Consider the following 23,889-nt stretch of genomic DNA (forward strand, 5'->3'; position numbering starts at 1 on the left):
GCTTGTTCCGTACCCCAGCGATCGCGCGTGTAGCGGTAGATCTCGTCGAGCCTCCAGGACGCTGCTTCCTGAAGCCGTATTTGGGCCACGCCGTCAGCCCCGGTTGCGCGCGATCACCTCGGCGGCAGATAGGGGGCGGTACGAACTCTCCGGGGCGGCGAAGGCATGGGCCAGCTCGGCCTTTAGCCGGTCAAATGCTTCTTGCTCTTTGCGCGCCTTGTCACGGCGGATCAGGTCGCGCATGTATTCGCTGATGTTCTCGTAATCACCTTGCTCGCCCACATTGGTGGCGACGAATTCACTGAGTGGCCCGCTGAGACGCACCGTCATGGTCGTGGTCGTTGTTCGGGACATGCTTGGCTCCTGTCATTTTCGGTGTATTCAATATAAATGAATATGAATACGGCGGCAAGAATGCCGCAAGCCACTCGTGGCCCTGCGCCGGTCGGTTGGAAGCGTCTGGTTATCAACGATCCGCCGAAGAAAGCAACAGCAGACCCAGCCGAGGTTCGGTGCCCTGCAGTGGAACGACAACACAAGTCTTCTGCGTCAGGCGGAAGTCGTCCAGTTCTCGACGACCAGCCCGGCATCGACGTAAAGCGCAAAATCGGCGGCGTTGTTGGTCACTAACGTGATCCCCAAGGAGATGGCATGCGCAGCGATCATGCGGTCGAAGCTGTTTTTTCTGGCTGGAAACTGCCGGGAGAGTTTTCCAAAAAAAGCCGCAGCTTGCCTGTCGAAATCCTTGATGACCAAGCTGTTCGACAGCGCGGCCAACTCGGGCGGGCTGTGATGCACCTCCAAACCGCAACACAACTCAGCCCAAGTAATTGGCCCAAATAATCGAGCCGACTCCGAGCGCCACCCGCTGGCCGCAGACGGCCCCTTGCGCGCGCGTTGTGCGGGGGGTTTGCAGACGCCGCAAAATACCGGGTGGCTATAGATGTGAAGGCCCGCACACTTTGAAAGAAACCCCTATGAAAACCACCCGACTGGGCCATACCGGCCTTGAAGTCTCGCGCATTTGTCTGGGCTGCATGACTTATGGTGTGCCCGAGCGCGGCAATCATCCCTGGACGCTCGATGAAGCCGCCAGCCGTCCGTTGATTCGGCAGGCGGTGGAACTGGGCATCAATTTTTTCGATACGGCCAATTCCTATTCCGACGGCACCTCCGAGGAGATTCTCGCCCGCGTGCTGCCCGAGCTCACCCGTCGCGAGGAGATCGTGGTGGCGACCAAGGTGCGCTTTCCGTCGAGGCAGGCGCCCAATATCGGTGGCCTGTCGCGCAAGGCGATTCTGTTCGAGATCGATGCCAGCCTGAAACGACTGCGCATGGACTATGTCGATCTCTACCAGATCCACCGCTGGGATCCGCACACCCCCATCGAAGAAACCATGGAGGCGCTGCACGACGTGGTCAAGGCGGGCAAGGCGCGCTATATCGGCGCGTCGAGCATGTTCGCCTGGCAGTTCGCCAAGGCGCAGCAGATCGCGCAGCAGCACGGCTGGACGCGCTTCGTCAGCATGCAGCCGGAACTCAACCTGCTCTACCGCGAGGAAGAGCGCGAGATGCTGCCGCTGTGCCGCGATCAAGGCGTGGCGGTGCTGCCATGGAGCCCGCTGGCGCGCGGTCGCTTGGCGCGGCCCTGGGGGGAACTCACGCCGCGCATCGCCAGCGACGCGTTCGGCGCCAAACTGTTCGCGCGCACACAGGACAACGACCGCGACATCGTCGAGGCATTGGGCAAGCTGGCCGCGCGACGGGGCGTGCCGCGCGCGCAACTTGCGCTGGCCTGGGTGCTGGACACGCCGGGCGTGACCGCGCCCATCATCGGCGCGTCCAAGCCGCAGCATCTGCTCGACGCCGTGGCCGCCCTGTCGGTCTCGCTCAGCGCCGAGGAGCGGGCGGCGCTGGAGGCGCCGTATCAGCCGCATCCGGTCGTCGGGTTCGAGTAATGTCAGTTCCGCACGGCCGTTCCGAAGGAACTGACCTCCCCTCGGGGGGAAACGAGCGCAGCGAGTCTGGGGGCGGTTTCAGCCTGAACGACTCGCAGCTCGTCGTTCCGCCCTCGTTCATCGCGCTCTATCTGGAGCCGCACCGCAGCCGCCCCAGCGCGCCGCGCGAGGTCATCACCGCGCGCTACGAGTTCTGCGAAGACCTCGCCTCGATGCTGACCGAGCACGCCGCGGAGATCAAGTCCAGCCTGCATGTCACCGACGACGACGTGCTGTCGCGGGTGTGGCTCGGGCTGTGCACGCCCGACTCCGGCGTGAACGCTGCGGAGGCGCAATGGGTGGTCAATCGTCTGGCCGAGTTGTTGGGCTGGCCCCTGCCGGGAGAGATGGCGCCGGGTTGAGCGCGGGGCTTGGGTATCCTGCGCCCTGGCTCAACGCTTTCATCCCTCGATGTCCGCCCCCGCAGATTCCATGAACGACACGCCGCCCGCCGTTTCGGCCTGGGCGGTTTTCGGCAACCGCCGCATCGCCGCGGTCTTGCTGCTCGGGTTTTCTTCAGGGCTGCCGCTGGCGCTGACGGCGGGTACGTTGCAGGCCTGGCTCACGGTCGAAGGGCTGAGCCTGAAGGCCATCGGCTTTGCCACCCTGGTCGGGCAGGCCTATGTGTTCAAGTTCCTCTGGTCGCCAGCGATGGATCGTTATGCCGTGCCGTTCTGGGGGCGTTGGCTGGGGCGGCGGCGCGGCTGGCTGCTGCTGGCGCAACTGCTGCTGGCGGCCATGCTCGGTTTGATGGCCTTTGTCGGCGTGCCCGGCCTCGATCAGGCAGCGGCCTGGCCGGGGCTGGTGCATGCCGCCGAGCGGCTCGGAGTGGACGCCGCCAGCGCGCGTGCCGTGCCGCTGCTGCTGCTAGCCGTGGGCGTGGCGTTTTTCTCGGCCTCGCAAGACATCGTGATCGACGCCTATCGCACCGATGTGCTGCCCGCCGCCGAGCGCAGCGCCGGGGCCGCCGTGCTGGTGCTGGGCTACCGGCTGGCGATGATCGTCTCGGGCGGTCTGGCGCTCTGGCTCGCCACCGATGTGACGGGCTGGCGCGGCATCTACGCCCTCATGGCCGGGCTGATGCTCGTGCTCACCCTCGTCACCTTGTGGGCGCCGCGCCCGCCGCTGCATGCCAAACCGCCGCGCACCCTGCGCGAGGCGGTGGTCGAGCCTTGGCAAGAATTTTTCAGCCGCAAGGGGGCTTGGGTCTTGTTGCTGGCCATCGTGTTTTACAAGCTGGGCGACGCCTTCGCCGGGGCCTTGTCCACCACTTTTCTGATTCGCGGCGTGGGTTTCAGCCCGGCAGATGTGGGCCTGATGAACAAGAGCATGGGGCTGGTCGCCACCATCGTCGGCGCGCTGCTGGGCGGGGCCTTGCAGGCGCGGCTGGGGCTGTGGCGGGCGCTGTTGCTGTTCGGCGTGTTGCAGGGCGCCTCTAATCTGGCCTACTGGGTGCTGGCGATTTCGCCGCAAAGTCTGGCGCTCATGGGTCTGGCGATCGGCGTGGAAAACTTCACCGGCGGCATGGGCACGGCGGCGTTTGTCGCTCTGCTGTCGGCGCTGTGCGATGTGCGCTTTTCCGCCACGCAGTTTGCGCTGTTGTCGGCGCTGTCGGCGGTGGGGCGGGTGTATGTCGGCCCGGCCACGGGCTATCTGGTCGATGCGCTGGGCTGGCCGAACTTCTATCTTTTCACCGTCGTCGCAGCCGTGCCGGGCGTGGTGCTGATCTACTGGCTGCGCGACATCATCGAAGCCCGCGATGTGCAAAACCCGGGCGGGTGAAACGGTCGCGAACGGCCACAAACGGTCATAAAGACCGTTTCAGAGCGCATTCAGCCGAGGTTAAGGCTAGGCTGCTGCAATCGCATCAACAACATAGAGGAACGGCATCATGGCTGATACCGAACGCGCGCTTGCCCTGGGCCAGGAGGCCCGTCTGTTTGTCCGCAATCATCAAAATGGCGTGCTGTCCACGCTGTCGAAGCGGCTGGACGGCTTTCCCTTCGGCTCGGTCTCGCCCTATGTGCTCGACCACGAGGGACACCCCGTCATTCTCATTTCCACCCTGGCCGAACACACCAAGAACATCGACGCCGACCCGCGGGTGAGCCTCATCGTGCATCCCTGCGCCGAAGACATGCAGGCCGCTGGCCGCGTCACTTTGGTCGGCCGCGCTGAACGCCTACCCGACAAGGCGGGCTTCGGTGCGCGCTACCTGCGCTACCTGCCGCAGGCCGAGAGCTATTTCGCCATGCACGACTTTCACTTCTATCGTTTGCGGGTGGAAGACGTGCGCTTCATCGGCGGCTTCGGCAAGATCCACTGGATTCGCCCCGAGCGTTACGCCCCGCCCGCCGCGCCCGCGCTGGCCGCTGCCGAGGAGGGCATCCTCGCGCACATGAACGCCGACCATGCGCACAACCTGCGCGAATACTGCCGCCATGTGCATGGCGTGGAGGTACTGGACGCGGCGATGGTCGGCATCGACTGCGATGGCTTCGACGTGCGCGCCGACGGCCATGTGCTGCGCGTCAACTTCCCCGAGCCCGTGCTCGACGCCGAGGCCGCCCGCGCGGCCCTGGTCGAACTGGCGAAACAGGCCCGCACCACGGCCCCGGCGTGAGTTGGGCAGCGCCTGCAGAAAACCGCGCCCCGACTTACGATGACTCCCCGTCGCCAAGGCAACAAGACTGCGGCGATACTTCCTGGAGACTCTGATATGAAGCTTTTCTACAGCCCCGGCGCCTGCTCGCTCTCACCGCACATCGTTCTGCACGAGCTCGGCCTGCCGCATGACGTGGTCAAGGTCGATCTCAAGACCAAGCAGACCAGCGATGGGCGCGACTTCCGCACCATCAACCCCAAGGGCTATGTGCCTACCCTGCAACTCGACGACGGCACCATCCTCACCGAAGGCCCGGCCATCGTGCAATACCTGGCCGATCGCAAACCCGAGATGCATCTCGCCCCGGCCAACGGCACGCTGGCGCGCTATCAGTTGCAGGAATGGCTGAACTTCATCTCCACCGAGTTGCACAAGCAGTTCAGCCCGCTGTTCAACCCGGCCAGCAGCGCCGACCTGATCGCCGCGCAGAAGGCCAGGCTGGCCGAGCGCTTCGCCCTGATCGCCCAGACCTTGGGCCAACACGACTACCTGCTGCCCAGCGGCTTCAGCGTGGCCGATGCCTATCTCTACACCATCCTGACCTGGGCCGGTTTTGTCGGCGTGGATCTGTCGCCCTGGCCCGCCTTGGTGCGCTACAAGGCGCGCATGGAAGCGCGTCCTGGCGTGGCCGCCACCCTGGCCGCCGAACGCGAGGCGAAAAAGGGCTGAACGCTGATTCAGGGCCCGCGGCGCACCGCGTCAGAACGGTGCGCCGAAAATCGCCCAGACGCCCGACAGAATGGTGGGCACGGCGAGCACGATGTTGATCGCAGACAGGGCGCGAATCTGCGCGGCGTGCGCGCAGGCCGCGCCCCAGTCGCTGCGCGCAACGGCGCTGTGCATGCGCAGGAAGGGCACGAAAAAGATATATAGCGCGAGCAGCACCATGAGGCTGCCCAGCACCACCATTACCCATTGCGCTGAGCTGAGCACGCCAAACCCGCCGCGCAAAAACACCATGCCGTAGCCGGTGATGACCAGCGACGCGCCCGCACCCCAGATCACGGCGAAAAAATTACGGAACAGTCCATAAAGCAGCCGAGCACGCGGCTCGGCCTGCGCGATGGCGCGTTTGAGCGCGGGCGCCAGAAAGCCATCCATGAAAAGAATGCCGCCGATCCAGATGACCACGGCGAGCAGATGGATGAATTGCGCGAGAGAGTTCCAGTTCATGGCGTGGGGCAGATCAGCAAAGTGGCTTCATTGCAGCAGAGTTGCGTGATGTGTGGTTTGACGTGTCTCACAAGCCGTTTGTCGGCTGGGTTCAGTCACAATGGACGCATGTCGTTTGTTTCTGCCCCTATTGCGTTCAAATCCCGATCTTTGGGGATGCTGAGTGCCGCCCTGCTGTGCTGGCTGCTGCAGTATGGCAGCGTGCAGCACGCGGCCGGGCAGGTGGCGGCCTTGTTTCAGGCGGCTATTGCGGTGGCTTGGGCCATGCTGTTGCTCTGGCTGTGGACGCGCTGGCGTGGCATTGCGCTGTTCGCGCAGGGCGCGTCGCTGCTGCCCGCGCTCTGGGGCGGAGCGCTGTTTACTGTGCAATGGGCCTGCCTGTATCTCGCCGTAGACCGCTCCGCGCTGTGGCGCGTGGCGCTCTTGTTCGGGCTGATGGCGGTGCTGATGCGGGCTGCGGCGCAAGGGCGCAGGCGATCGCGGCTGGGATTCGCGGCAGGCGTGGCGCTGCTCGCCGTCTGGGCCTGGGCGACGGGGCAAGGCGGGGTGGGGCTGTTGACCCTGGCCGCCGCGCTGGCTTTTGTGCTCGGGCTTCATCAGGTGCGCTGCGCCCAGATGCAGCGACAAGACCTGATGCGCTGGCGCTTCTATCAACTCTGTGTGGCCGCGCTGTTGCTGCCGTTGGCGGCGGTGGCGTTCAGCCCGAGCTGGAGCTTTCTGCCGGGCTGGAGCGCGCTGGGCGCGATGTTGCTGCAGGCGGTATGCGGTGGGCTGGCGTTCCCGTTTCTGCTGGCTGCGGCCTTACCAGAGGCCAGGAATGAAACGGCGGGTGACGCGCGCATAACCGGCGTAGTCGGGCCAGACGCCTGAGAGCAGCCGCTCTTCCATCGCCGCCTTGAAATTCAGCACCACGCCCAGCGCGATCCACAGCGCCCACTGCACCGGGCTGTGCGCCGCTGTGGCGACGCCAGCCATGAACAGAATCAGCGCGACGTACATGGGGTGGCGCATCCAGCGGTAAGGCCCGGTGGTCACCAGATGCGCGCCCTGGCGTGGTTCGGGCACGATGTTGAAATTGCCCGGTCGGTTGTGCCAGAACACCCAGAGCACCAGCACCGCGCCGGCTGCAAGCAGCGCGAGCGCGGGCCAGCTCAGGCGCCAATGCGGCGCGGGCCAGCCGAACATCAGGGCGAGCAGCCCGAACTGGGCAGTCACCCAGAGCCGGGCGAGGGTGTGCGTCTGCATGGTGAGTGTCTTTCAGGCTTGTCAGGCGCTGCGCATTACCAGCGGCGCTTGCGCACGTTGCGCAGGAACTCGTCGAGGATGGGGGTGCAGTCGAGCAGCTCGGGGTTGGACGGGTGATGGAATTCCGGGTGCCACTGCAGGCCCAGCAGAAAGTTGCGGCCGGTGCCGCGTATGGCTTCGGGCAGGCCGTCTTCGGGGCTGATGGCGTCCACCACCAGATCGCGGCCGAGCGAGCGTACCGCCTGATGATGCACCGACACGATGTTGAGTGTGCCCGGATCGACTTCGGGGTAGAGGCGGGCCAGCAGGCCGCCTTCGGTGAAACGCACCGGGTGGAAATGGCGGTCGTAGGCGTCGCTGAGATGCTGGGTGTGGCTGTGGGTGAGTTGCGTGGGCAGATCTTGGTAGAGCGTGCCGCCCATGGCGACATTGATGAGCTGCGCGCCGCGGCAGATGCCGAGCACGGGCTTGCGCACTTCGATGAACTCATGCAGCAGTTCCATCTCATAGCCATCGCGCACCGGGTCGCCCGCCCATTCGGGCTTGAGCGGTTCCTCGCCGTAGCTGTGCGGGCTCATGTCCGAGCCGCCCTGGAGAATCAGGCCGTCGAGCGCGTCGGCGTAGTCGCTCAGTCGGATATTGCTGCGCACAATGCCGCCGCCCGTCGCCACCGTGGGCACCATGAACACCAGCACATCGCGCGACATGGCCCAGTGCGCGACCGACTGCTCCAGATACTGCAGCGTTTTGCTGCGCAGCCCGGCCTGCCCGGGCTGGGGATGGTCGATGCGTGCCGAAATGCCGATTTTCAGAGGTTTGGTCGCCATGAGAGTGCTCGCTGTGGCAAGGATGGATTCATCTTATGACGACCGGAGTGACCGGGCGTTCCCTAGGGCCTGTTAACGCTATTGGTGCCCTCGCGTTGCCCACAGACGGGGAGGGATGCAAGGCGGAGGTGCGAGGCAAGGCTATCTGCCTTGCCTCGCACCGACAACGCCGCAGACGCCCCGTCTGGGGGCAACCCTTCGGGCCGGGGGTCTGGGCGGCGCACTGCCACGTTGCAGTCCGCTTGTGGTGCCACACACCACGGCGCGGCCTGCGCCTCGCATTGCCTCCGCCCAGACCCCCGGCGCGGGGGCATAAATAGCGTTAACAGGCCCTAGTTCATTGAAACTCGAAGGTGTAGAACAGATCGAGCGCGTTTTCGGTGCCGGTCTGAGCCTGTACCGACAGCCGCCGGGTGAGTTGATGCTGGATGGTGAAAATGCTCGATACCCCGTCGATTCCGCGCGAGAAGGTGACGAGGGTGTCGGCCGACAGGCGCTTGCTCAGCGTGACGATGGTGCTTTGCACGCCGCCAGATGCCGCGGTCGCGGTGCCATTGGTGCTGCTCGTACCGGTGCTGCTGGACGCGCTTTGCACGCTGATGCTGTCCAGCCCCACCGCGTGCGCCAGCCGGGTTTGCAGCGGCTGCCCCTCGCTGGGGCCGAGCAGCGCCGCTGCCGCAGTCTGCAGCAGCCCGATGTCGGACGCGCCCACCTGGTCGAGCGGCTGACCCAGCACCAACCACGACAGAATTTCGGTGTCGGGCATGGCGGGGGTGGAACTGAGCTTGACCAGCGGGCGCCGCGCGCTGCCGCTGATGGTCACGCCGACTTCGATGCCGGTGGGCAGGTTGGGGCGGGTGGCGGTGATGTTCAGTCCGGGGTTGTCCACCGGCCCGGCGAAGTTGATGCGGCCCTGCGTCACCTGTAATTGCTGGCCGTAGGCGGTGTATTCGCCCTTGACGACTTCGATGCTGCCGGTCGCCGTGGGCGTGGCGCCGTTGTCGGCGCGCACGCGCACGCTGCCGCCCAGCGTGGCGTCAAGACCCTGGCCGTAGAGGTGGAAGTTGGAGCCCAGGTTGAAGGAGCCATCGAAGCGCACGGCGCTGGGCATGGCGGCCGCGGGCTTGCTTGCTGCCGGCGTCTGGCCGACGACGACCACGTCGCTGCTTAGCGTGGGCCCGGTGGTGCGGGGCAGGGCGATGTCGGCGCTGTCGGCGGTGAGGTCGGTGGTGAGGGCCAGCACCTTGTCGGCCAGCCGGGCCTGCGCCGTGCCGCTGAGCACGAGTTGTCGGTCGGGCCGACTGAGCAGTTGCAGCTTGTCGGCCTTGAGGTCCAGGGTCGCGCGCGGCAGACCGTTTTGCAGCCGCGCGTCGCCGCTGGCGGTGAGCTGCCCTTTGCCGCCCTGGAGTTGGAGCTGATCGAGCTGAAGTCGGTCGCCGGTGAAATGGGCACGCAGCACGCCGTTTTTGAGATCGAGGCCTTGCGCGGGCCAGGCCAGACGCAGGGCCCGGCCATCGAGACTGCCGCTGTATTGCGGCAGGGCCAAGGTGCCTCGGCCTTGCACCGCGAGTTGCAGTCGGCCCTCGGCGCGATAGTCGTAGCCGATCAGCGGCGCGGCCCAGGCCAGGCTGGGCATGTCGGCGCCCGCGTCGAGCTGCAGCGGTGCGCTGCCCGCGATGCCCCACAGCTCACCGCGGCGGCTGAGTTCGGTGGCCAAGCTGGCCTGCGCCGTGCCCATGGCGGTCTGCACCACGCCCTGCGCCTGCACGCGGCTGTCTTGCGCCGTGATGTCGAGCACCAGCTGGCCGATGCCCAGCGGCATGAAGCCGCCGCGCGATGCGGCGGCGCCGAAGGTGGCGTCGCAGGTCGGGGCAAGGGTGACGGCGCCAACGGGCTTGGCGGGAGGGGCGGCAAGTTGCAGCGCGATATCGCCGCTGTCGCGCTGCAGATGGATCTGGCCGTTCACGGTTGCACCGGCGTCGATCTGCCAGCGGCCCGAAAGCACCAGCATGTCGCGCAGCCGCGCCGGGGCGATGCCGCCCAGGGCAAGCAGGTCGGCGGTGCGGACGGCCTGCAGACGACCCGCGGTGCGCAACACGCCGGGGGCGAACTGCAGGCTGTCCAGATCGATCAGCCCGGCCTGCAGCTTCAGAGCGGCATGCTCAACTTGCAGCCGCAGCGGGGAAAACGCCAGATCGAGCTTTGCGGGAGCCTGGAGTTTGAGCGCGACCGGTCCGGTGTTTTCCAGCGTGGTGATCTGGCCGCGCCAGCCTTGCAGGTCGCCGTGCCAGCCGCCCGCAGCACTCAGCCGCAAATCGAGCGGCGAGGGCGGCGCGGTGGGCGCAGTGGCGTTGGGCCGGGGCAACTGGCCTTTGACGGCAAGCAGCAGAGTGTGCCGGGCGCGGGTGCCCGCGATGTTCAGGGTCGCGGTATCGATCACTTTTTCTGCGCTGCTTTTTGCGGCAGACGCGATCCGCAGGTCTTGCAGCCGGGCGCCCAGTTGCAGTTGCCCGCCCAGCCCGGCCGTGGTCTGCGCCTGAGTGTGCAAACTGCCGATCTGCACGGCTTGCGCGCTCTGGGTCCAGCGCAGGCCGTCGAGGTCGAGCTGTAGCGAGCCCGCGAGACGGTTGAGCAGGGTGCTTGCGGTTGGCAAGGCGGTGGCGGCAGGTGCGCGGCCGGTGTTGAAGGTGCTAAATGTGCTGCGGGCGCTGAGGTGTTGCAGCGTGAGCGCGTTGGCCCAGCGCAGTTCGTCCGCTTGGAGCGAGACGGTGCCCGAGGGCGCTTGCAAGCCGCCTTGCAACTGGCCCTGCGCTTGGGCGCTGCCTTGCAGGGCAGGGTCGATCTGCGCGAGCTGCGGGGCGTGCAGCGCCCACTGCAAGGCGTCGCGGGGCTGGCCGAATGCGCCTTCCGCGCTGAGCTGGTTGGCGCCGAGGGTGAGCGCGGCGTCCACGTCCCACAGGCGTTGCGGGTCGAGCGCGAGCCGGGCGTGGCCGGTGAAGGTGTGGCCGCGCCACACGCTTGGAGCGAGTTGCAGCGCGAGCTTGGCCTGACGGCGGGCGAGGGCGCCGCTTGCAGTGAGGTCGGCGTTCAGCGCGGCCTGGGGGTAGGCGCCGAATTGCGCAGGGTTGAACTGCCGCAGCCGGGCGCTCAGCTCGAAAGCCTGCGTGCCTGCGGTGGACAGGGTACCGCTGGCCTCCAGACGGCCGCCCAGCGCCGAGAGCAGCAGCTGGCGCAGGTGCACGGTGTCACCCTGGCGCTGCGCTTGCACCCGAACGTCCCAGCCCGGCTGGCTGAGGGTGGCCTGAACGCTTTGCTGTTGCGCGCTGGCGTCGATCGCCACCGGGCCGGACAGGCGGGTGGCGGCCAGCTTGCCGTCGAGCGCGCGGGCGTTGAGCTGCGCGACCTGCAGGCGGGCCTGCAGCACGGGCTGCGCCCAATGCAGCGTGCCGCGGATTTCCCCGCCAGCGCCCAGGTCGATGAGCAAATCGTGCGCGCTGGCCTGCTGCGCATCGCCCGTGAGGGTGGCGTTCAGGCTGTGCAGCGGCAGGCGCTGCTGGTCGATCGGGCCGGGCCGGGTGTTGCGCACGCGCAGACTGCCCACCAGCCTTTGCGCGCTCGACGGGCCGAGATCGAGCTGCACATTCAACGCGGCGCGGGGCAGCCCTGCGGCGAAGGCCGAGGGGTCGAGCGCGTTCGAGCTGAGCCGGGCGCTGCGCAGCGGTGTGGCATCGAATGGCGTGAGACGGGCCTGCAGGCGGGCGCGGGCGGTGTCCATTTGCAGGGTGCCGTCGAGGGTGAAGTCGCGCAGGGCGCCGTGGGCGCGCAGATCGGCGGCGTTGCGCTCAGCCGCCTTGCCGGGCAGGCCGATGTGCGTGGCGCTCAGGCTCGCCTGCAGCGCGTAGGGTGCGGCGTCGCCCAGGCTGGCGCTGAGCTGGGCGTGGGCCCAGGGGGTGAGGGCGGTGAACTGCGCGCGGTAGCGGCCCTGGCCGTAGTGCATCTGGCCGCTGAGGCTGCCGTAAGACCGCAACGCCCCTGGCGGGCCGATCTGCAGTGCGCCGACGGCCAGATGGTCGATGTCGATACGCAGCGGCAGGCGCAGGCTGGCGGGCAGTTGCGGCGCGCCGGTCGAGGCGGCGGCGTGGGTTGGCGTCACGTCGATGCGCTGCGCGCTCAGGTTCTGGATGTGCAGGGTGCGCTGCCACAGCGCGGTCGGCGTCCAGCGCAGCCGGGCGTCGTGCAGGAGGGTGGTGGAGCTGGGGGTGGTGAGCTGCAGTTGGCCGATGCGCACCGAGTTCCACAGACTGCCCTGCACGTCTTTCAGGGTGATTTGCGTGCTGCCCAGCCGCAGCGGCGTGCGCGTGGCCAACCACTGCAGACCGCTCTCGCTGCCCAGCCAGGCGATGGCGCCTGCGGCGGCGATTAACACGGCGACTGTGGCCGTCAGCACCCAGAGCAAGACGCGCAGCAGGCGCGGCCCGCGGCGGCGGGGCTTGGGCGGCGGGGCGGGGGTGGGTGCGGTCGGCTCGGTCATCAGAACGACAGCCCCGCACTGAAGTTCAGGCGATATTGGTGCACCGCCTGACCGTAAGCCAGATCGACCGACACCAGCCCCACCGGGCTGCGCCAGCGCACGCCCGCGCCATAGCCGCGCACGGGTTTGAGCGCGCCCCAGGTATCGGCCGCGTTGCCCAGGTCGTAAAACACCGCGCCGCCCCACTGGCGGGTGAACCAGTGATCGAACTCGGCACTGGCGGTAAATAGATAGCGGCCGCCGACGATGGCGTCGCCCTGCACCAGACCCAGGCTTTGATAGGCATAGCCGCGCACCGAATTGGCCCCACCGGCGCGAAACAGGAAATTCTGCGGAATGCCGCTGGCGCCATTGGCCAGCACCGCGCCCGCCTCGGCACGAAAAACCAGCTGGTTGCTGCGGTCGATGGGCAAGTAGCCGAGCCCGCGCGCATACAGCCGGATGAAGTTGGCCGACGACAGCAGCGCCTTGCTGGCGCCGCCGAGTTGCAGATTGATGATGGCGCCGCGGCTGGGATAGAGCACGCTGTTGATGTCGCGCCACGTCCAGCTATCGTTCAGGCTCAGCGCATGCACCTCGCTGGAGGCGGCGCCCGCGGGCTGCAGGCTTTCAGCCTGATACTGCAGCGCCAGTGCGGTGTCGATGTGGCCGCGCGTGCGCTCGCGCAGCGCCCCGATGCTGCTGTTGCGCGTGACCAGGCCGGAAATGTCGGTGCGGTCTTGCAACAGGGTGAGGCTGTCGTCATAGCCATTCGCGGTGCGCGGGAATGCCAGCCGCAGATTGCCGCTCTGCTCGCGCGTCTGCAACTTGACCTCGCTCGACAGCCGCCAGGCGCGCCCCAGAAAGTCGAGATCGCGCCAGCCCATTTGCACCCGCTGCCCGGTATCGCTGCTCACCCCTACGCCGAAACTGAGTTTTTGCGCCCGGTTTTCCGTCACCTGCACATCCACCGGCGCCACGCCGTCCTGCGCCTGACGCACATCGGCATCGACCACGGCATTGCGGAAGTAGGGGCTGTTCTGCAAAGCGGCCTGATAGTCGAGCAGCGCGGTCTGCGAATACGGCTGCCCCGGCCGCATCGGCGCCAGCCGCTCCACGATGCTGGCCGGATAGCGTTGCAACCCGGTGATGTGGAGCGGGCCGAACCGATAGGCCGCGCCGGTTGCCAGCCGCACCAGCAGGCGGGCCTGATGTGTTTGCGGATCGATGGTCGCGCGGCTGTCGGCAATGCGCGCAGCCGGCCATTGCCCCGAAAGAAGGCTCGAGAGCGCCCGCGACTTGGCCGATTCCCAGTCGGCATCGCGAAACACCGAGCCAGGCTTGAGCGTCCAGGTGCGGCTCAGCCGCGCGCTCAGGGCGGCATCCGGCTGGCCGTCGGGGCCGTCGACCTGCACCTCGACGGCGTGCACCAAAGTGGCCACGCCCGGATTCACGCTCAGCACCACACGAATCGGCCCTGTCCCATCAGCCTCCGGGGGGCAATCGACCCGCACCGTGATCTGCGGTGAAAAATAACCCTGCGTTTCGAGCAGGCGCTGCACCTGGGCGGGCGCCTCATCGGCCAGCCGCTCGACCTGATCGGCCTGCAATCCCGGAAAGTTGCGCCAGCGCAACAGATCAAGATTGTTAGATAAGAGGGCGCGCAAGTCCTCCGGCACGTCGAGCTCGACCTCGTACTTGGGCGCGGCCGCCTGCGCTGCCGAAGCGGGCGGCGCAGGTGAGGGGCTCGCGGTCTGTGCCGCCGCAGTCTGCGGCCACGCCAGCACCGCAACCGCGCAGAAGGCGCCGAGCGCGAAGCCGAAAAAGGCGATGGCGCTCGGCAAAGCGGCTCCGCCAAGCCCGATCTGGTGCTCGGCGGTCGTCGTTCTGGCCGGTTTTCGATGCATGCCCGCATTATTCATGCCGCATGTCGTCGGCGGCGTCGGCAGGCCCATGAGCGCCCCCAGGGCCGGGCTGCGCCCAGTCCGCATCCGTCCTTAAATCATGTTTCAAGCTTGCGCCGGGTCGATTCCCGGCGTGAACTTTGTAAAGCATGCCCTGACATTACTTGCCGACAACCCCTGGGAGTGTGAACATATTCACGGTTTTCTCAAGAAAACGCCAGGTCGCCCCAGGTTTCCTTGACTTCCGCCTCTGCTCTATCTCTGTCAAGCCGCATGACATTTTTCAGTTCAACCGTGCCACCCACTCTCGCCTTGCGTATTGCATACCTGGAAGATGATCCGCTCATTGCTCACGAGGTTTCCGACTGGTTGCGCGAAGCTGGATATGACGTACAGCACTACACGGACGGGCAGGAATTCGCCCGCGCCGTCGAGCGCGGCGGCGCCGACGCCTGTCTGCTCGACTGGATGCTGCCCGGCCTGAGCGGGCCGGATGTGCTGTGCCGACTGCGTTTGCAACTGGGCGCCAACGTGCCCCCGGTCATCTTCCTCACCGGACGCAATGCCGAAACCGATGTGGTGCAGGCGCTGGAGTCGGGGGCCGACGACTATCTGGTCAAACCCTTGTCGCGCCCGGTGTTGCTGGCGCGGCTGCAGGCGGTGTTGCGTCGCTCGGGCAGCACTTTGCCTGCGGCGCGGCTGCGTCTGGGCGAAATCGAGGCCGACTGCTCGCGGCGTCAGATTTTTGTGCAGGGCGAGCGGGTTGAACTGACCGACCGCGAAACCGATCTGGCGCTGCACTTTCTGCAGAACGTCAACCGCCTGCTGACCCGCGACTTTCTCATCCAGACCATCTGGGGCCTGCGCCCGGAGGTCGAGACCCGCACGGTGGACGTGCATGTCAGCGCCCTGCGGCGCAAATTACGCCTGCAGCCGGAATCGGGCTGGCGCCTGGTGTCGGTCTATGGCCGTGGCTACCGCTTGGAGCGCGCCCGCAGCGCCGACGAAGGGCCGCTGACCGTGCCGCCCGAACTCGACGATTGAACCCGACGCTTGAACGCGTCCGGGCTGAGAATGTCGGTTTGCCGCTTTTTGTCGGCGGCTCGAACCGGATGTGACTCTGATGCGTTTCTCGACCCCCCTGTTTTTCACCCGTCTTTCCGCCCGCCAATCCCCCCGCCTGCGCGCTTTGCTGCTGGCTGTTTTCGCGTGGCTGATGGTGCAGAATCTGGTGCCGACTCTGGCGCTGGCGCAAACTGCACCAATCGCAGCCAGTGTCTCGGGCGAACCGATGTGGCGCTACACCGTCCGGCCGGGTGACACCCTCATCGGTCTGGGCCAGCGCTATTTGCGAGATCCGGCGCAGTGGCCGCAGATCCAGCGCGACAACCGGGTGGGCAACCCGCGGCAGATTCCGCCGGGCACCGTCTTGCTGTTTCCCGCCGGCCTGCTGCGCCAGCAGCCCTCCAAGGCGCAACTGGTGCAGGCTTTCGGCGCGGTGCGCTGGCGGGCGCAGGCGACTGAGGCCTGGCAAGACGCCCAACCGGGCCAGACCCTGGCCGCCGGCGCGCAGCTACAGGTGCCGGATTCGGGCAGCGCCGTCATCGAACTGGCCAACGGCACCCGTCTGGCGTTGCAGCCCGGCAGCACCCTGACGCTCGACACGCTGAGCCTCTACGCCGACGGACTGATGGCCGATACCCGGCTGCGTCTGCAGCAAGGGCAGATCGACATTCAGGACAACCCACGCCGCCTGCCCAATCAGAATCTGCGCATCCTCACCCCGTCGGCCCAGGCCGTGGTGCGCGGCACGCAGTTCCGCGTCGGAGCGGGCGCCGATGCCACGCGGGAGGAAACCCTGGGCGGCGCGGTCGAACTGCAGGCTGCGGGCGCGCAGGTGCGGGTGGATGCGGGCATGGGTTCGCTGGCGCGCACGGGGCAGCCGCCGCTGCCGCCGGTGCGGCTGTTGCCGCCGCCCGATGTGTCGGCCTTGCCGAGCCTGTTTGAACAGCTCCCGCTGCGCTTCACCCTGCCCGCGCAGGCCGGGGCGGTGTCGTGGTTCGGCCAGGTGCTGGCCGAGAGCGATAGCGCGCAGGTGCTGGTGCAGAAAACCAGTACCGGCAACACCCTCAATGTGGCCGATCTGCCCAACGGCCGCTATGTGCTGCGGCTGCGCGCGGTCGACGCCAACGGCTTGCAAGGACAGGACGCGTCGCACGCCTTCACCGTGTTCGCGCGGCCTTTTTTCCCGATGCTGACCGCCCCGGCGGCCGGTGCGACGGTGCGTGTGGCGCGGCCCAGGCTGGCCTGGTCGGAGTTGCTGGACGTGGCGCGTTCCCGTCTGCAACTGGCCGCGCAGGACGATTTCGCGCGGCCGCTGTACGACGTCGAGCAGCAGGGCGCGCAGTGGACGCCGCCCGCCGATCTGCCTGCGGGCGTCTGGCACTGGCGCGTGGCCAGCATCGACGCGCAGGGGCGGCAGGGGCCGTGGAGCCCGCCGCAGACCTTCCGCTATGTGCCGGGCCCCGGTCCGGCCGATCTGGCCAAGGCGACGATGCGGTTCGACCGCGATCATCTGCTGCTCGACTTGCCTGCCGCGCCGTCAGGACAGCATTACGCGCTGACGCTGTCTGACCACGCCAACCTGCAACCGGCGCTGGCGCAGATGCAAACGCCGGGCGGCGCGCTGACCTTGCCGCGGCCGTCTTCGGGCAAGCGTTACCTCGGCGCTCGGCTGGTGGACGACAGCGACGGTACGCAGGGGCCGCCGGTGGTGCAGGTCATCGATGTGCCGCCGCGCTATCCCGACCTCTGGCTGCTGCTGATTCCTTTGCTGCCCGCCCTGTGACGTCGTGAAGCCGCTGTGAAAACCGGATTCGCGCGTTTGCTGCGCCTCGGCGAGTCTCGCGGACGGTTGGCTCGGTCTGCTGAATCCGGCACGGCGAGCTCGGCCCGCTGGCGACCTGGACTGGAGATTCTGCGCATCGGCGCTCTGCTGCTGATTCTGGCGCTCGGTCTGAGCCTCAGCGGGGTGCTGCAGCGCATCGATCATCTGGTGTTCGATCTGGGGCAGCGGCTGCAGCCGGTCGTGCCGCCGCAGGGCGTGGTCGTCGTCGCCATCGACTCGCACAGTCTCGACCGGCTGGGCGCCTGGCCCTGGCCCCGCGCTACCGACGCCCGGCTGGTGGATGCGGTCTGCCGCGCGGGCGCCGCCGCGGTCGGGCTCGACATCGCCTTCACCGAAGCGGGCAGCGACGCGGCGGGCAACGCCGCGCTGGCTCAGTCGTTGCAGGCCTGCGGCAAGGTGGCGCTGCCGGTGGTGCTCGACAGTCTGCGCAGCGGCGGGCAGATCGTTGAAGGCCTGCCCATCCCCCAGCTTGCGTCGGCTGCGGCAGGCTTGGGCCGCATCGGCGTGCAGCTCGACGGCGATGGCGTGGCGCGCAGCGTCTATCTCTGGGAGGGCGTGGGCGCGCCGGTCTGGCCTCTCATGGCGCAGACCCTGCTCACCATCGCCCATCAGCCCGTGCGCGGCAGCGCGCCACGGCCCGCGCAGAGCGCCGTGCCGTCCCATCCCTACGCCCTGGCCGCCGCCGACCAGCGGCGGCTGCGGTTCGTCGGCCCCAGCGGTACGGTGCCGCGACTGTCCGCCAGCGCGGTGCTCGACGGCGTCGTGCCGCCCGGCGCTTTGCGCGGCAAGGTGGTGCTGATCGGCGCAACCGCCGCGGGTCTGGGCGATTTTCTGGCTACCCCGGTGACGACGCAGGGCGCGCCCATGCCTGGCGTCGAAGTGCTGGCCAACGCCCTCATCGCGCTGCGCGATGGCACGCTCATCCGTACCGTCTCGTTGGTCTGGAGTTTGCTCATCACGGCGCTGCTCGCGCTCGCGCCTTTGCTCTGGCTGCCGCGGCTCATGCCCCTGGGCGGGCTGATCGCCAGCGTGGCTTGGGGGCTGGTTCTGGTGGGCTCCGCTGCCGCGCTGCCAATGCTGACGGGTTGGTGGGTCGCGCCCGGCGGGGCGCTGGTCGCGGCGCTTTCCGCCTACCCTTTGTGGGGCTGGCGGCGGTTGGAGGCGGCCAGACGCCATCTGGACGGTGAGCTGCGCCAGTTGCGCCGCACCGTGCGCGAGTCGCCAGAAGGCGATGCATCCGCTAAGCACAAGCGACTGAGTTTCGAACGCCGCATTCTGGAGGTGCAGGCCGCGCAGCAGCGTTTGCGCGATCTGCAAACCCGCCGCGACGATGCGCTGGCCTTCATCAGCCACGACGTGCGCGCGCCGCTGGCTGGCGCCGTGCAACTGCTGCAGTCCGGCAAGATAGATGTTGCGGCGCGCGACCGCCTGCTCACCCAGCTTCGCCGTGCGCTGAACCTCTCACAAGGCTTTCTCGATCTGTCGCGCGCGCAGTCGCTGGAGCCGTCGGCCCTGGTCGAAATCGAGTTGGGCGCGGTGCTGCATCAGGCCGCCGACTTCGCTTATGACGAGGCGCTGGCGCAAGGGGTGCGCTTTGTCCGAGAAATTCCAGACGATCCGATCTGGGTGCGGGGCGATTTCGACGCCTTGGAGCGTCTGACCACCAATCTGCTGCGCAACGCGGTGCAGCACAGCCCGGCAGGCTCGAAGGTGATCCTCGGCGCCACGCTCGCGCCGCACACGGTGCGCTTCTGGGTGCGGGATCAGGGGCCGGGGCTGACGCCGGAGCAGTCGGCCCGGCTGTTCCAGCGCTTCAGCCGCGCCCATGAGGGGCCGGGCACGCCGCTGTCAGGCAGCACCGGCCTAGGCCTTTACTACGTGCGGCTGGTGGCCGAAAAGCATGGCGGCGCTGCCGGCGTGACATCGCGCCCCGGAGAGGGGGCGATGTTCTGGGTCGAACTGCCCCGGCAAGCCTGAGTGTTGGCGGCCTGACGGGGCACAGACCTTGATTTACTTCTTCAGCGCGTCGCGAATTTCGCGCAGCAGCACGGTGTCTTCCGGCGTGGGTGCGGGGGGGGCCGGCGGCTCGGCGTGCTTGAGCTTGGAAATCATGCGCACCATCATGAAAATGATGAAGGCCAGGATGATGAAGTTCACGGCCACGGTGATGAAGCTGCCATAAGCCAGCACCGGCACGCCGGCTTTTTTGAGCGCCGCCAGCGTCATTTCGGTACCGGCGGGCACTTTGCCCAGGACGATGAACAGATTGGAGAAATCCAGTTTGCCGATGACCGCGCCAACAATCGGCATGATGACATCGCCGACCAGCGATTCGACGATTTTGCCAAACGCGCCGCCGATGATCACGGCAACGGCCAAGTCGATCACATTGCCTTTGACGGCAAACTCTTTGAAATCTTTCATCAGGGACATACGGGGCTCCTCAACCGGTGGGGGAAGGGCGTGAATACCTCACGCACGGCGCGGATTTTGCGGGAAAAATGGGCAATTCCCTAGCGCCGCACCCTGTTTTAGAGGGTTTTTTACAGTCTATCGCCCGGGAACGATCAATTCGGCCGCGCCGCAGCGTAAAACCGCACCAGTTCCAGCTGAACCTGATCAGACAGGGCGCTGAACGGGCCACGCAGCAATTTTTCGGCTTCTTCGCGCTGGGCGTTGCGGCTGCTCAGCAGCACCTGCGCCGCAGCGAGGTGGAACTCGGCGTGCATCTTTCGCAGGCGCGCATATTCGGGCAGGTGTCCGTATCGGCCCTTGGCGCGACCATGCAGCCATTGACCCAGAGCGCACTGATCGTCCACGGCGACCGAGGCGATGTCCACATCATCTTGCTGACCGTCGACGATGATGGCCTTGAGGCGCTTTTTCCAGTTGAGATGGCCTTGCACCGCCTGCCCCAGATAGAGCCCGTCGAAGTGGTCTTCTTCCGGGTCGATTTCGGGGGCCAGGTGAGTGTCGGTGGCGGGAAGCAGACCGAGGTCGTGGCGGCGCAGCCAAGCGAGAAGTCCCATGAGTTGTCCTTTTTGAGAGAGGTTGTGAACGCAACATGCCGGGGCGGTTGCCGCCAGCCATGAGAAGGACTTTAAAAATCAGGCTCAGGGTCGGTCTAGGAATGTGCGGGCCGCTTTACGCTTGTATTCAGTCAAGTGTGATTTTTTGCACAGAATGTCCGGTGCCCCGCAAAGCGCGCCGCCGATACGCCAGGTCACAGTTGATACATACTGGCCCTAGTTTCCGCGTTGACATCTGCTTAAAGTGCAGTCATCCAAGTTTTGCTCCTCGTTGCTGTAAGGCTTGGCTAGGCGTGATGCGGTTGTACCCCGGATGACGCCGCCCCATCGAGCAGGGAGTGCACTGTGGTGCTGCGTTCGCGGCACCGCAGGGCTGAGGAAAAAAACAACGATCTGGAGACATCCTGCAGCGGCGTTTCGTTTGTTTCGCCACTGCGCTGAAAACAAGCATCCACCGAATGTCGTACCGCCCGCGCCGAGCCTGGTTGCGGGTGGCGCATGCAGTGCCGCGCAGACCGGTCGGTCGGTGCGGCGACTATCCATCGCTGACTACTGAGATCGGCGAAGAAACCAACCTCGTGAGGAGCCAAATGAAACTTGCCAAAACCCTGATCGCAGCCGCCATTGGAATGGGCGCAGCCCACGCCGCTTTCGCCATGAACGTGCCCGGCCCGCTGGTCACGCCCCAGTGGCTGAAGGCGCACCAGAGCGAAGTCACCGTCATCGATATTCGTGGCGGCGGCAGCATGAAAGCCTATGACGAAGAGCCGGTCATGGGCAAAGACCATTTTGTGAAAAAGAGTGGCGGTCATATCGCGGGCGCTGATCTGGTGAACTTCAACGACATTCGTGAAGAGCGCACGGTCGACGGCGTCAAGCTCAAGGCCATGATGCCGACTGCTGAATACTTCACCAAGGTCATGGACGCGGCAGGCGTGAACAGCGGCAAGCCTTACGTCATCGTGCCGACCGGCAACGCCGTGTTCGCAATGGACCGCGGCACTCGCCTGTACTTCCAGATGCGCTATTTCGGCGTGCCCGCCGATCAGATCGCCATCCTCAACGGCGGCACCAACGCCTGGATCAACGCCGGCTATCCGGTGAGCATCAAGCCCGCGCCCAAGAAAATGGGTGACTGGAAAGCCACGGGCGAAGACAAGGCGCTGTTGGCCGGTCTGAATGATGTCAAGGAAGGCGAGAAGAGCGGCACCGAGCAATTCATCGACGCCCGCCCGACCGCCCAGTACCTGGGCATTGCCAAGAAGCCGATCAACAAGACGGCGGGCCACCTGGCCGGCGCCAAGTCGTTCCCGATCGACGCCATCGTCAAGGATGATCATGGCGCGGCCATGTTCATGAGCGCAGCCGACTACAAGAAGATCTTCCACGACTTCAACATCAGCGACACCGCGCCGACGACCACCTACTGCAACACCGGCCACCTGGCCTCGGGGGCCTGGTTCGTGGTGCATGAAATTCTCGGCAACAAGAATTCCAAGCTTTACGCCGGTTCGATGAACGAGTGGACCAACCTCGGCAACCCCACCGTGGGCCTGCCTGGCTGAGCCAGTCCGCAGCTCCAGAAAACCGGCCTTGTGCCGGTTTTTTTTCGTCCATACGCTTTGGCGCATGCGGCAATACCGCAATGCAACAATGTTCGGATGCGAGTCATTTCATGCGATGAAACTTGTAAGAAAGGTGCGCAGCCCTGAAATTGCTGCACTGCAGCTTCGTGTTTTCCCTAGATTTTCATCCGCCCGACTGTCAGCGCATGGTCAGCTAGGCTGAAAACAATCCGTCATTCCCGTGACGTGCTGTAACACGTTGGCGCCGCGGGGTTGATGCGTTGCGTTGCGGGCCTCGGGTGGAAGACCCAGCAGCGACGCCACGCCCACGTCCACATCCAGGAGACTTGAGCATGGCTTCCATTGCAATGGGCGCAAAAGCGCGCCCCATGACGGCGGGCGAGAAGAAGGTGATCTTCGCCTCATCGCTCGGCACGGTATTCGAGTGGTACGACTTCTACCTCTATGGCTCGCTGGCGGCCATCATCGCCAAGCAGTTCTTCGCTGGACTGGATGCGGGATCGGCGTTCATCTTCGCGCTGCTGGCGTTTGCCGCAGGCTTCATCGTGCGACCGTTTGGCGCCCTGCTGTTCGGTCGGCTGGGCGACATGATCGGCCGCAAATACACCTTCCTCGTCACCATTCTGATCATGGGTCTGTCGACGTTCATCGTCGGTGTGCTGCCCAACTATGCGGCCATCGGCGCGGCTGCACCGGTCATTCTCATCGCGCTGCGTCTGCTGCAAGGCCTGGCGCTCGGCGGGGAATATGGCGGCGCCGCCACCTATGTCGCTGAACACGCGCCGGCCAACAAGCGCGGCGCCTACACCTCGTGGATTCAGACCACGGCCACACTGGGGCTGTTCCTGTCGCTGCTGGTCATTCTCGGCACCCGTACCCTGCTGGGCGAAGACGCGTTCAACGCCTGGGGCTGGCGTGTGCCTTTCCTCGTGTCCATCGCCCTGCTCGCCGTATCGGTCTGGATTCGACTCAAGCTCAACGAGTCTCCTGCCTTCATCAAAATGAAGGCCGATGGCAAGGCGTCCAAGGCACCGCTGACCGAGGCGTTTGCGCGCTGGGGCAATCTGAAGTACGTCATCCTCGCCCTGCTGGGTCTGGTGGCTGGCCAGGCCGTGGTCTGGTACACGGGGCAGTTCTACGCGCTGTTTTTCCTCACGCAGACGCTCAAGGTCGATGCGGTGACGGCTAACCTGCTGATTGCCGCAGCCTTGTTGATCGGTACACCGTTCTTTGTCGTGTTCGGCGCCCTGTCCGACAAAATTGGCCGCAAGCCCATCATCCTGGCGGGCTGTGCGATTGCTGCGCTGACCTACTTCCCGCTGTTCCAGGCGCTCACCCACTACGCCAACCCGGCGCTGTACCGGGCGGTGCAGAACTCGCCGGTCACGCTCACGGTCGATCAATCGCAGTGCACCTTCCAGTTCAACCCCACCGGCACGGCGAAGTTCACCTCATCCTGCGACATCGCCAAGCAGATGCTGGCGGCCAACTCGGCCAACTACAACACCGTGTCTGGCACCGGCCCGGCGGTCATTCAGATTGGCGACAAGACTATCACCGTGGTTGGCGCCAAGGATTTGCCGCCCGATGAATTCAAGGCCAAAGAGGCCGCGCTGAAGAAAGAGATCGGTGCCGCGCTCAAGGCGGCGGGCTACCCGGCCAAGGCCGACCCGGCGCAGATGAACTTGCCGATGGTGATCGCCATCCTGGCGCTGCTGGTGATTTTCGTCACTATGGTGTATGGGCCGATTGCGGCGGCGCTGGTCGAGTTGTTCCCGACCCGCATCCGCTACACCTCCATGAGCCTGCCCTATCACATCGGCAACGGCTGGTTCGGCGGCCTGCTGCCCACCATCGCCTTCGCTCTGGTGGCGCAGAACGGCAACATCTATTACGGCCTGTGGTACCCGGTCATCATTGCTGCGGGCACCTTTGTCATCGGCCTGTTCTTCCTGCCGGAAACCAAAGATCGCGACATCTACGCGGCAGACTGACCGGAATAGGTTCCTTGGCCTTTCGGGGCCGGGGGCAGACTCGCACAATGG

20 protein-coding genes are annotated in these 23,889 nt (G+C 66.2%); 11 read left to right on the forward strand and 9 right to left on the reverse strand.

The genetic code is table 11. The features are described 5' to 3' along the window. Nucleotides 1-93: 93 nt before the first annotated feature. Nucleotides 94-354: a ribbon-helix-helix domain-containing protein gene (locus B3H47_RS06735; protein WP_013107398.1), complete on the reverse strand. Its 261-nt coding sequence runs from the start codon at nt 352-354 to the stop codon at nt 94-96. Between the two features lie 195 nt (nt 355-549). Further along, nucleotides 550-945 (reverse strand): type II toxin-antitoxin system VapC family toxin, encoded by a 396-nt coding sequence (locus B3H47_RS06740; RefSeq protein ID WP_286731530.1) that lies wholly within the window; start codon nt 943-945, stop codon nt 550-552. 32 nt (nt 946-977) lie between these two features. Between B3H47_RS06740 and B3H47_RS06745 the strand changes: the two genes are divergently transcribed. The 5 genes from B3H47_RS06745 to gstA all read left to right on the forward strand — a co-directional run bounded on the left by B3H47_RS06745 (nt 978) and on the right by gstA (nt 5,331). After that, nucleotides 978-1,958: an aldo/keto reductase gene (locus B3H47_RS06745; protein WP_286986568.1), complete on the forward strand. Its 981-nt coding sequence runs from the start codon at nt 978-980 to the stop codon at nt 1,956-1,958. Beyond that, nucleotides 1,958-2,359, forward strand: a complete 402-nt coding sequence (locus tag B3H47_RS06750; protein ID WP_276707545.1) for an ATPase with chaperone activity — start codon at nt 1,958-1,960, stop codon at nt 2,357-2,359. Before B3H47_RS06745 ends, B3H47_RS06750 begins: the two co-directional genes overlap by 1 nt. 70 nt (nt 2,360-2,429) lie before the next feature. Continuing rightward, nucleotides 2,430-3,779, forward strand: coding sequence for an AmpG family muropeptide MFS transporter (locus B3H47_RS06755; RefSeq protein WP_286986569.1), 1,350 nt, complete (start codon nt 2,430-2,432; stop codon nt 3,777-3,779). Between the two features lie 109 nt (nt 3,780-3,888). Next, on the forward strand, nt 3,889-4,620 hold the full coding sequence (locus tag B3H47_RS06760) for a HugZ family protein (protein ID WP_276707547.1): 732 nt from the start codon (nt 3,889-3,891) through the stop codon (nt 4,618-4,620). 96 nt (nt 4,621-4,716) lie between these two features. Then, entirely contained in the window at nt 4,717-5,331 is a 615-nt protein-coding gene (gene gstA / locus B3H47_RS06765) for a glutathione transferase GstA (RefSeq protein WP_286731522.1), read from the forward strand. Between the two features lie 30 nt (nt 5,332-5,361). Here gstA and B3H47_RS06770 read toward each other — a convergent pair whose 3' ends face one another. Then, nucleotides 5,362-5,835 (reverse strand): hypothetical protein, encoded by a 474-nt coding sequence (locus B3H47_RS06770; RefSeq protein ID WP_286731523.1) that lies wholly within the window; start codon nt 5,833-5,835, stop codon nt 5,362-5,364. 156 nt (nt 5,836-5,991) lie between these two features. On the opposite strand from B3H47_RS06770, the gene B3H47_RS06775 reads away from it, so the two are divergent. Beyond that, on the forward strand, nt 5,992-6,705 hold the full coding sequence (locus tag B3H47_RS06775) for a hypothetical protein (RefSeq protein WP_286986570.1): 714 nt from the start codon (nt 5,992-5,994) through the stop codon (nt 6,703-6,705). Here the strand turns inward: B3H47_RS06775 and B3H47_RS06780 are convergent. The 4 genes from B3H47_RS06780 to B3H47_RS06795 form a co-directional block, all read right to left on the reverse strand. Next, on the reverse strand, nt 6,637-7,080 hold the full coding sequence (locus B3H47_RS06780; RefSeq protein WP_286731527.1) for a methyltransferase family protein: 444 nt from the start codon (nt 7,078-7,080) through the stop codon (nt 6,637-6,639). The genes B3H47_RS06775 and B3H47_RS06780 overlap by 69 nt on opposite strands. Before the next feature lie 35 nt (nt 7,081-7,115). Next, entirely contained in the window at nt 7,116-7,907 is a 792-nt protein-coding gene (locus B3H47_RS06785; RefSeq protein WP_013107359.1) for a gamma-glutamyl-gamma-aminobutyrate hydrolase family protein, read from the reverse strand. A gap of 337 nt (nt 7,908-8,244) precedes the next feature. After that, nucleotides 8,245-12,438 carry a translocation/assembly module TamB domain-containing protein gene (locus B3H47_RS06790; RefSeq protein WP_286730549.1) on the reverse strand — a complete coding sequence of 1,398 codons (4,194 nt, stop codon included), beginning with the start codon at nt 12,436-12,438 and terminating at the stop codon, nt 8,245-8,247. Beyond that, nucleotides 12,438-14,324 carry an autotransporter assembly complex protein TamA gene (locus B3H47_RS06795; protein WP_286730547.1) on the reverse strand — a complete coding sequence of 629 codons (1,887 nt, stop codon included), beginning with the start codon at nt 14,322-14,324 and terminating at the stop codon, nt 12,438-12,440. The genes B3H47_RS06790 and B3H47_RS06795 overlap by 1 nt, the downstream gene beginning before the upstream one ends. A 291-nt stretch (nt 14,325-14,615) precedes the next feature. On the opposite strand from B3H47_RS06795, the gene B3H47_RS06800 reads away from it, so the two are divergent. The 3 genes from B3H47_RS06800 to B3H47_RS06810 all read left to right on the forward strand — a co-directional run bounded on the left by B3H47_RS06800 (nt 14,616) and on the right by B3H47_RS06810 (nt 19,206). Further along, nucleotides 14,616-15,365, forward strand: coding sequence for a response regulator transcription factor (locus B3H47_RS06800; protein ID WP_286730545.1), 750 nt, complete (start codon nt 14,616-14,618; stop codon nt 15,363-15,365). Nucleotides 15,366-15,444: 79 nt separating this feature from the next. Next, complete coding sequence (locus B3H47_RS06805; protein WP_286730543.1) at nt 15,445-17,169, forward strand: FecR domain-containing protein; 1,725 nt, start codon at nt 15,445-15,447, stop codon at nt 17,167-17,169. Nucleotides 17,170-17,184: 15 nt separating this feature from the next. Continuing rightward, nucleotides 17,185-19,206, forward strand: coding sequence for a CHASE2 and HATPase_c domain-containing protein (locus B3H47_RS06810; protein WP_286730542.1), 2,022 nt, complete (start codon nt 17,185-17,187; stop codon nt 19,204-19,206). 33 nt (nt 19,207-19,239) lie between these two features. Here the strand turns inward: B3H47_RS06810 and mscL are convergent, their stop codons facing one another. After that, nucleotides 19,240-19,662 carry a large conductance mechanosensitive channel protein MscL gene (mscL, locus tag B3H47_RS06815; RefSeq protein ID WP_013107353.1) on the reverse strand — a complete coding sequence of 141 codons (423 nt, stop codon included), beginning with the start codon at nt 19,660-19,662 and terminating at the stop codon, nt 19,240-19,242. Between the two features lie 134 nt (nt 19,663-19,796). After that, entirely contained in the window at nt 19,797-20,258 is a 462-nt protein-coding gene (locus tag B3H47_RS06820; RefSeq protein WP_013107352.1) for a CZB domain-containing protein, read from the reverse strand. Between the two features lie 590 nt (nt 20,259-20,848). Between B3H47_RS06820 and B3H47_RS06825 the strand changes: the two genes are divergently transcribed. After that, entirely contained in the window at nt 20,849-21,823 is a 975-nt protein-coding gene (locus tag B3H47_RS06825) for a sulfurtransferase (RefSeq protein WP_013124393.1), read from the forward strand. A gap of 353 nt (nt 21,824-22,176) precedes the next feature. After that, nucleotides 22,177-23,838 (forward strand): MFS transporter, encoded by a 1,662-nt coding sequence (locus B3H47_RS06830; RefSeq protein WP_286986571.1) that lies wholly within the window; start codon nt 22,177-22,179, stop codon nt 23,836-23,838. Nucleotides 23,839-23,889: the final 51 nt, after the last annotated feature.

Origin of the sequence: Thiomonas sp. UBA7699 (genome assembly GCF_002482605.1) — a bacterium.
Lineage (GTDB): Bacteria > Pseudomonadota > Gammaproteobacteria > Burkholderiales > Burkholderiaceae_C > Thiomonas > Thiomonas arsenitoxydans.

Excerpts from the sequence above, each read along its gene's own strand:
- B3H47_RS06735 (WP_013107398.1), bottom strand. The coding sequence starts at position 354 with ATGTCCCGAACAACGACCACGACCATGACGGTGCGTCTCAGCGGGCCA.
- B3H47_RS06745 (WP_286986568.1), top strand. The coding sequence starts at position 978 with ATGAAAACCACCCGACTGGGCCATACCGGCCTTGAAGTCTCGCGCATT.
- B3H47_RS06750 (WP_276707545.1), top strand. The coding sequence starts at position 1,958 with ATGTCAGTTCCGCACGGCCGTTCCGAAGGAACTGACCTCCCCTCGGGG.
- B3H47_RS06755 (WP_286986569.1), top strand. The coding sequence starts at position 2,430 with ATGAACGACACGCCGCCCGCCGTTTCGGCCTGGGCGGTTTTCGGCAAC.
- B3H47_RS06760 (WP_276707547.1), top strand. The coding sequence starts at position 3,889 with ATGGCTGATACCGAACGCGCGCTTGCCCTGGGCCAGGAGGCCCGTCTG.
- gstA (WP_286731522.1), top strand. The coding sequence starts at position 4,717 with ATGAAGCTTTTCTACAGCCCCGGCGCCTGCTCGCTCTCACCGCACATC.
- B3H47_RS06770 (WP_286731523.1), bottom strand. The coding sequence starts at position 5,835 with ATGAACTGGAACTCTCTCGCGCAATTCATCCATCTGCTCGCCGTGGTC.
- B3H47_RS06775 (WP_286986570.1), top strand. The coding sequence starts at position 5,992 with ATGCTGAGTGCCGCCCTGCTGTGCTGGCTGCTGCAGTATGGCAGCGTG.
- B3H47_RS06780 (WP_286731527.1), bottom strand. The coding sequence starts at position 7,080 with ATGCAGACGCACACCCTCGCCCGGCTCTGGGTGACTGCCCAGTTCGGG.
- B3H47_RS06785 (WP_013107359.1), bottom strand. The coding sequence starts at position 7,907 with ATGGCGACCAAACCTCTGAAAATCGGCATTTCGGCACGCATCGACCAT.
- B3H47_RS06790 (WP_286730549.1), bottom strand. The coding sequence starts at position 12,438 with ATGACCGAGCCGACCGCACCCACCCCCGCCCCGCCGCCCAAGCCCCGC.
- B3H47_RS06795 (WP_286730547.1), bottom strand. The coding sequence starts at position 14,324 with ATGCATCGAAAACCGGCCAGAACGACGACCGCCGAGCACCAGATCGGG.
- B3H47_RS06805 (WP_286730543.1), top strand. The coding sequence starts at position 15,445 with ATGCGTTTCTCGACCCCCCTGTTTTTCACCCGTCTTTCCGCCCGCCAA.
- mscL (WP_013107353.1), bottom strand. The coding sequence starts at position 19,662 with ATGTCCCTGATGAAAGATTTCAAAGAGTTTGCCGTCAAAGGCAATGTG.
- B3H47_RS06820 (WP_013107352.1), bottom strand. The coding sequence starts at position 20,258 with ATGGGACTTCTCGCTTGGCTGCGCCGCCACGACCTCGGTCTGCTTCCC.
- B3H47_RS06825 (WP_013124393.1), top strand. The coding sequence starts at position 20,849 with ATGAAACTTGCCAAAACCCTGATCGCAGCCGCCATTGGAATGGGCGCA.
- B3H47_RS06830 (WP_286986571.1), top strand. The coding sequence starts at position 22,177 with ATGGCTTCCATTGCAATGGGCGCAAAAGCGCGCCCCATGACGGCGGGC.